The sequence below is a fragment of the Streptomyces phytophilus genome (assembly GCF_013870535.1).
Taxonomy (GTDB): domain Bacteria; phylum Actinomycetota; class Actinomycetes; order Streptomycetales; family Streptomycetaceae; genus Streptomyces; species Streptomyces phytophilus.
This window is the reverse complement of sequence record NZ_JACBXC010000290.1, coordinates 1-5858: the sequence shown is the minus strand read 5'-3', so window position 1 is coordinate 5858 and position 5858 is coordinate 1. Positions and strand designations below refer to the sequence as shown.

Here is a 5858-nt window from a genome sequence, read left to right as displayed (position 1 = left end):
GGCAGCGCGCGCCACATGTCCGGCGTCATCGCGTTGCGCTTGGCCGGGTTGCTGATGACCACGGTCGCTACGCCGCCTTCGACGCCGCACCGCAGCTCGCCTTCGCTCATGACCGGCAGCCTCTCACGACCGGGCGCGCAGCCGGGACCGGCCGCGGGAGCCGCCCGGCGCGCCCTGCCTACAGCGGTTCGATGTCGCTCAACTCCTCGTCCAGCACCAGCCAGCGCGTGATGCCGATGTCGCGCAGGAACCGCACGTCGTGGCTGGCGACCACGAGCGCGCCCTCGTACGACTCCAGCGCCTTCACCAACTGCCCGACGCTCGCCATGTCCAGGTTGTTCGTCGGCTCGTCCAGCATCAGCAGCTGCGGCGCCGGCTCCGCCAGCATCAGCGCCGCCAGCGTGGCGCGGAACCGCTCCCCGCCGGACAGCGTGCCGACGATCTGGTCCGCCCGGCCCTGCCGGAACAGGAAGCGGGCCAGCCGGGCGCGGATCTGCTGGTTGGTCGCCGCGGGCGCCAGCAGGGCCACGTTCTCGACGATGCTCAGCGCGTCGTCCAGCACGTCGAGCCGCTGCGGCAGGTAGCGCAGCGGTACGTGCACCGCCGCCTCGCCCGCCACCGGCGCGAGCTGGCCCGCGACCGTGCGCAGCAGCGTCGACTTGCCCGCGCCGTTGCGCCCGGTCAGCGCGATCCGCTCCGGGCCGCGGACCTGCAGCGCCTCGACCCTGGCGCCGTAGTGCAGCTCCAGGTCGCGCAGCATGAGTACGTCGCGGCCCGCCGGGACGGCGGTGTACGACAGGTCGACGCGGATCTCGTCGTCGTCCCGTACCGCCGCCTCCGCCTCGTCGAGCCGCTCCCTGGCGTCCTTGAGCCGCTCCTCGTGCATGATGCGGTGTTTGCCGGCGGAGACCTGGGCCTCCCGCTTGCGCGCGTTCATGATGATCTTCGGCTCGCGCTTGTTCGCGAACTGCTTGTCGGCGTACCGCTTGCGCTTGCTCAGCTTCTCGTGCGCGTCGGCCAGCTCGCGCTTCTGCCGCTTGAGGTCGGCCTCCGCGGAGCGCACCGTGCGCTCGGCGGCCTCCTGCTCGACGGCCAGCGCCTCCTCGTACGCCGTGAAGTTGCCGCCGTACCAGGCGACTTCGCCGTCCCGCAGGTCGGCGACCTGGTCGACGCGGTCGAGCAGCTCGCGGTCGTGGCTGACGACCACCATCACGCCCGGCCACGCCTCCACGGCCGCGTACAGCCGGCGGCGGGCCTTCAGGTCGAGGTTGTTCGTCGGCTCGTCCAGCAGCAGCACGTCCGGCCGCTGCATCAGCAGCGCGGCCAGCCGCAGCAGCACCGACTCGCCGCCGGAGACCTCGCCGATGGTGCGGTCGAGGCCGACGTGCGTCAGGCCGAGCTGGTCGAGGGTGGCGCGGGCGCGCTCCTCGACGTCCCAGTCGTCGCCGACGGCCGTGAAGTGCTCCTCGGCGACGTCGCCCGACTCGATGGCGTGCAGCGCGCGCCGCACACCGTCGATGCCCAGCACCTCGTCGACCCGCGCGGCGGTGTCGAGCACGAGGTTCTGCGGCAGGTAGCCGACGGTGCCCGCGGCCTTGACCGTGCCGGCGGCCGGGGTCAGCTCCCCGGCCATCAGCCGCAGCAGCGTGGACTTGCCCGTGCCGTTGCGGCCGATCAGGCCGGTGCGGCCGGGGCCGACGGCGAGGTCGAAGCCCTCGAAGACGGTCGTGCCGTCGGGCCAGGTGAAGGCCAGCCCGGTGCAGGTGACGGAGGTGGCGGCGTGCGGCGTGGAGGGATATGACATGCGGTCTCCCGGTGGGCTCGTAAGGGTGCGATGGGCGGCGTCGGCACCGGACGGCGACCTGGGAGAGCCGGGTGGAACGGGAGCGCAGCTGGGGGCGCCCTGCAGGAGAGGAAGGTGGCTCAAGCCATGAGGTCGCACGTGCCGCACACGGGAATGCCGCGGGCACGGTGCCATAGGGACCTCAGACGAGCAACACCTTCTCCAATCGTCGACTGCAGGGCACTGTGACGGTACGACGCTTCAACGGGAATCGGCAACCGATTATTTCGATCGCAACGCAAGCCGGGCATGGCGCAGCCGGTCGGAAGGTGACGAAAGCCAGTCAAGTTCTGCGCGTAGGGGGGTTGAGCTCCGGTGATTGCCAACACTCGGAGGGTGAGTGGTGGTGAAAGCAGGTGCCGGCGGTGAACGACGGCGCGAGCCTGAGGCCCGAGCCCGGCCAGGTGGTCCCCGCGGCGTACGAGGGCACCTGGAAGTTCGACGCCCCGGCGCTCGACTCCTCCGTGCCCCAGTCCCGGCACGCCGTACGCGACCTCCTCGTCCGCCGGCGCGTGCCCATCGGCGACGAACTGCTGCAGGGCGTGCTGCTGATCGTCTCCGAGCTGGTGACCAACGCGGTCCGGCACGCCGGGGTGCTCTCCCCGGAGATCGGCGTCGAGCTGTCGGTCAGCGCCGGCTGGGTCCGCGTCGCCGTCCAGGACCAGCACCCGTACCGCCCGAAGGCCCTGCAGGCGGACGACGACGAGACGGGCGGCCGGGGACTGCTGCTGGTCAAGGCGATCACGAGCGAGGCGGGCGGCACCTGCGACGTGGCGCACACCGTCGACGGCGGGAAGGTGATCTGGGCCTCCCTCCCGCTCGCCGGCGTCACCAGCCGGACGCCGGGCCCGTCAGCTCCCGGATGGCCGGCCTGGCCGCGTCCAGCACCGTCATGAACCACGCCGAGAACGGGTCCTCGGCGTGCCGCCGCGCCAGCTCGTCCGCCGTGACGAAGGCGACATCGCCGACCTCGTCGGCGGCCGGCCGCGGAGCAGCCCGCAGCAGCCCGGCGAAGAGGTGGTTGTACTCGTGCTCCACCAGCCCCGAGGCCGGGTCCGGGTGGTGGTACGTGACCGTCCCGGCCTCCGCGAGCAGCGCGGGCGAGACGCCCAGCTCCTCGTAGGTGCGGCGGGCCGCGGCGGCGAGCGGCGACTCGCCGGGGTACGGGTGGCCGCAGCAGGAGTTGGACCACACGCCGGGGGAGTGGTACTTGCCCGGCGCCCGCTGCTGGATCAGCATCCGGCCCGCGGTGTCGAAGAGGAACACGGAGAACGCCCGGTGCAGCCGGCCCGGCGCCCGGTGCGCGGACAGCTTCTCGGCGGTGCCGATCGTGGTGCCGTCCTCGTCGACGAGCTCCAGCATGATCTCTTCGGTGGTAGCGGCCGGCATGACCATCCTTTGCGTCCGATCTACGGCGTCCGGTGCGGTCGCCCCGGCCCCCGCGGCGGGCGGAGACCGACGGAACGCCTCATTCAGTCTGCCTCACCGATGACGCCTCAATGACAGAGATGTGCCTCGTGCTCGGCGTGTCCGACGGGCTCGATCTGGAACGTGCAATGGTCGACATCGAAGTGATCGCCGAGGCACCCCTGCAGATCGTGCAGCAACCTCTCCTGACCCACCGCCTGCAGCACGTTCTCCTTGACCACGACGTGCGCCGATATCACCGGCATCCCCGAAGTGATCGTCCACACGTGCAGGTCGTGCAGCTCCACCACACCCGGCAGCGCGAGGATGTGCGTGCGCACCTCGGAGACGTCCACGTCCTTCGGCGCCGCCTCCAGCAGCACGTCCAGCGCCTCGCGCAGCAGCCGGAAGGTCCTCGGGATGATCATCGAGCCGATGGCGAGCGAGGCGACCGGGTCCGCGTACTGCCAGCCCGTGGTGATGATGACCAGCGCCGAGATGATCACCGCGACCGACCCCAGGGCGTCCGCCAGCACCTCCAGGAAGGCGCCGCGCACGTTCAGGCTCTCCTGCCGGCCGCGCATCAGCAGGGCCAGCGAGATCAGGTTGACCACCAGGCCCGCGGCACCGAAGGCGAAGGTCAGCCCGCCCTCGATCTCCGGCGGGTCCATGAAGCGGAGCACCGCCTGGTAGAGGATGTAGCCGCCGACGCCGAAGAGCAGCAGGCAGTTGGCCAGCGCCGCCAGGATCTCGGCGCGGGCGAAGCCGAAGGTGCGCCGCTCGCTCGTCGGCCGGTTCGCGAAGTGGATCGCCAGCAGCGCCATGGACAGCCCGACCACGTCGGTCGCCATGTGCCCGGCGTCCGCGACGAGCGCCAGCGAGCCGGTGATCACCCCGCCGACCACCTGCAGCCCCAGCACCGACGAGGTGAGGATCAGGGCCATGCGCAGCCGGCCGCGGTGCGCGGCCGAGGCCGTACCGCCGCCGGCCGATCCGTGGGAGTGGTCGTGCCCTGCACCCATGCCGCATGCCCTCCGGTTCCCAGGCGGTCGCGGACAGGCCCTCGTGCCTGCCCGGCGATCTCAGTGAACTACGGGCAGGGGGTATTCGCCAAACCTTGACATGAAGTCGGTTTTCATCGTCTGACCTGCGGAAACGCTCCTGCGGACGTCTCGGCTGGTCAGCCGCGCCGTGCGGCGGGATGGCTGTGCAACCAGCCCGCCCAGGCGGACTCGACCATGGCGCGCACGTCCAGCCGGGGGAGCCAGCCCAGCTCCTTGGCCGCCAGCTCGTACGACGCGACCACGCGGGCCGGGTCCCCGGGCCGCCGGGGGTGCACCGCGGGCGGGTGCTCGCGGCGCCCGGTGACGTCGGCGACGACCTCGGCCAGCTCCCGCACCGACACGCCGGTGCCGCTGCCGAGGTTCACCGTCAGGTCGCCGGAGACCGCGGGGGCCGCGACCCGGCGGGCCGCCGCCAGGTGCGCGTCGGCGAGGTCGACGACGTGGACGTAGTCGCGGATGCAGGTGCCGTCGGGGGTGGGGTAGTCGTCGCCGAAGATCCGCATGGGCTCGTGCGCGGTCAGCCGCTCGAAGAACATCGGGACCACGTTGAACACCCCGGTGTCCGCCAGCTCGGGCGCGGCGGACCCGGCGACGTTGAAATAGCGCAGGCAGGCGGTGGCCAGCCCGTGGGCGCGGCCCGTGGCCCGCAGCAGCCACTCGCCGGCGAGCTTGGTCTCGCCGTACGGGTTGATCGGCAGGCAGGGGGTGTCCTCGGTGACGAGGTCGACGTCCGGCATGCCGTAGACGGCGGCGGAGGAGGAGAGCACGAAGCGGCGCACGCCCGCGGCCACCACGGCCTCCAGCAGCACGCCCAGGCCGTGCACGTTCTCCCGGTAGTACGAGAGCGGCTGCTCCACGGACTCGCCGACCTGCTTCTTCGCCGCGAGGTGCAGCACCCCCGTGACGTCGTACTCGGCGAAGGTGCGGTTGAGCAGCAGCCGGTCCAGGAACGTGCCGCGCACCAGCGGTACGTCCGCGGGCAGCCGGGCCGGGTTCCCGGTCGACACGTCGTCCAGCACGACGACCCGCTCCCCGGCACCCGTCATGGCCCGCACGACATGCGCGCCGATGTAACCGGCCCCGCCGGTGATCAACCACGTCATGCCGGAACACTACCGCCCCGGTTTGGAGCACGGGTGCGAGCTGCGAAATGATGATCGCCACCCGGTCGAGGCGAACGGGCGGTGAACCCGTGGTTCCAGGGATCCGCTAACCTCTGCCGACAGCCGCCCGGCCGGACGGGGGAGGGGCGGACCCGCTTGCCTTTCCGCCTGCCAAGGAGTGAGTTCGACTGCGGACCGCAATCCTGATCGGCCCGCCCGTCCCCGGGTCCCCCCTGGAGAGCGACCTGGAGTCGCTGGGGTACGACGACGTGCGTACCGCCGCGGACGTGGCCGACGCCGCCACCGTTCTCGCGCTGCTGCCCGAGGACGGCCGGGTCGCGCTCGTCGACAGCCGCTTCGTCGGCCACCGGCACAGCCTGCGCCTGACCCTGGCCGACCCCCGCTTCCCCGGCGCGGCCGTGCCCGGCGTGGTCGCCGTAC

General features: G+C 72.1%; 5 protein-coding genes and 1 pseudogene. 2 read left to right on the top strand and 4 right to left on the bottom strand.

The genetic code is table 11. From position 1 onward, the window contains the following. Positions 1–178 precede the first annotated feature (178 nt). Positions 179–1804, bottom strand: a complete 1626-nt coding sequence (locus tag H5J30_RS15150; RefSeq protein WP_181787959.1) for an ABC-F family ATP-binding cassette domain-containing protein — start codon at positions 1802–1804, stop codon at positions 179–181. 404 nt (positions 1805–2208) lie between these two features. On the opposite strand from H5J30_RS15150, the gene H5J30_RS15145 reads away from it, so the two are divergent. Beyond that, positions 2209–2739 (top strand): ATP-binding protein, encoded by a 531-nt coding sequence (locus H5J30_RS15145; protein ID WP_181787958.1) that lies wholly within the window; start codon positions 2209–2211, stop codon positions 2737–2739. On the opposite strand, the gene idi is transcribed toward H5J30_RS15145, so the two are convergent. The 3 genes from idi to galE form a co-directional block, all read right to left on the bottom strand. Continuing rightward, positions 2672–3232: an isopentenyl-diphosphate Delta-isomerase gene (gene idi / locus H5J30_RS15140; RefSeq protein WP_181787957.1), complete on the bottom strand. Its 561-nt coding sequence runs from the start codon at positions 3230–3232 to the stop codon at positions 2672–2674. The two genes, H5J30_RS15145 and idi, sit on opposite strands and share 68 nt — an antisense overlap. A gap of 107 nt (positions 3233–3339) precedes the next feature. After that, the gene (locus H5J30_RS15135) at positions 3340–4272 is read right to left on the bottom strand and encodes a cation diffusion facilitator family transporter (protein ID WP_181787956.1); all 933 of its coding nucleotides are present in this window, start codon (positions 4270–4272) and stop codon (positions 3340–3342) included. Between the two features lie 158 nt (positions 4273–4430). Continuing rightward, a complete protein-coding gene (galE, locus tag H5J30_RS15130; RefSeq protein WP_181787955.1) occupies positions 4431–5417 on the bottom strand; it encodes a UDP-glucose 4-epimerase GalE in 987 nt (328 codons plus the stop codon). A 233-nt stretch (positions 5418–5650) separates the two neighbouring features. Here galE and H5J30_RS36750 point away from each other — a divergent pair. Beyond that, a pseudogene (locus H5J30_RS36750) lies at positions 5651–5858 on the top strand (CDP-alcohol phosphatidyltransferase family protein); the annotation flags it as partial.

Coding starts and splice junctions, on each gene's coding strand:
- H5J30_RS15150 (WP_181787959.1), bottom strand. CDS start 1,804: ATGTCATATCCCTCCACGCCGCACGCCGCCACCTCCGTCACCTGCACC.
- idi (WP_181787957.1), bottom strand. CDS start 3,232: ATGCCGGCCGCTACCACCGAAGAGATCATGCTGGAGCTCGTCGACGAG.
- H5J30_RS15135 (WP_181787956.1), bottom strand. CDS start 4,272: ATGGGTGCAGGGCACGACCACTCCCACGGATCGGCCGGCGGCGGTACG.
- galE (WP_181787955.1), bottom strand. CDS start 5,417: ATGACGTGGTTGATCACCGGCGGGGCCGGTTACATCGGCGCGCATGTC.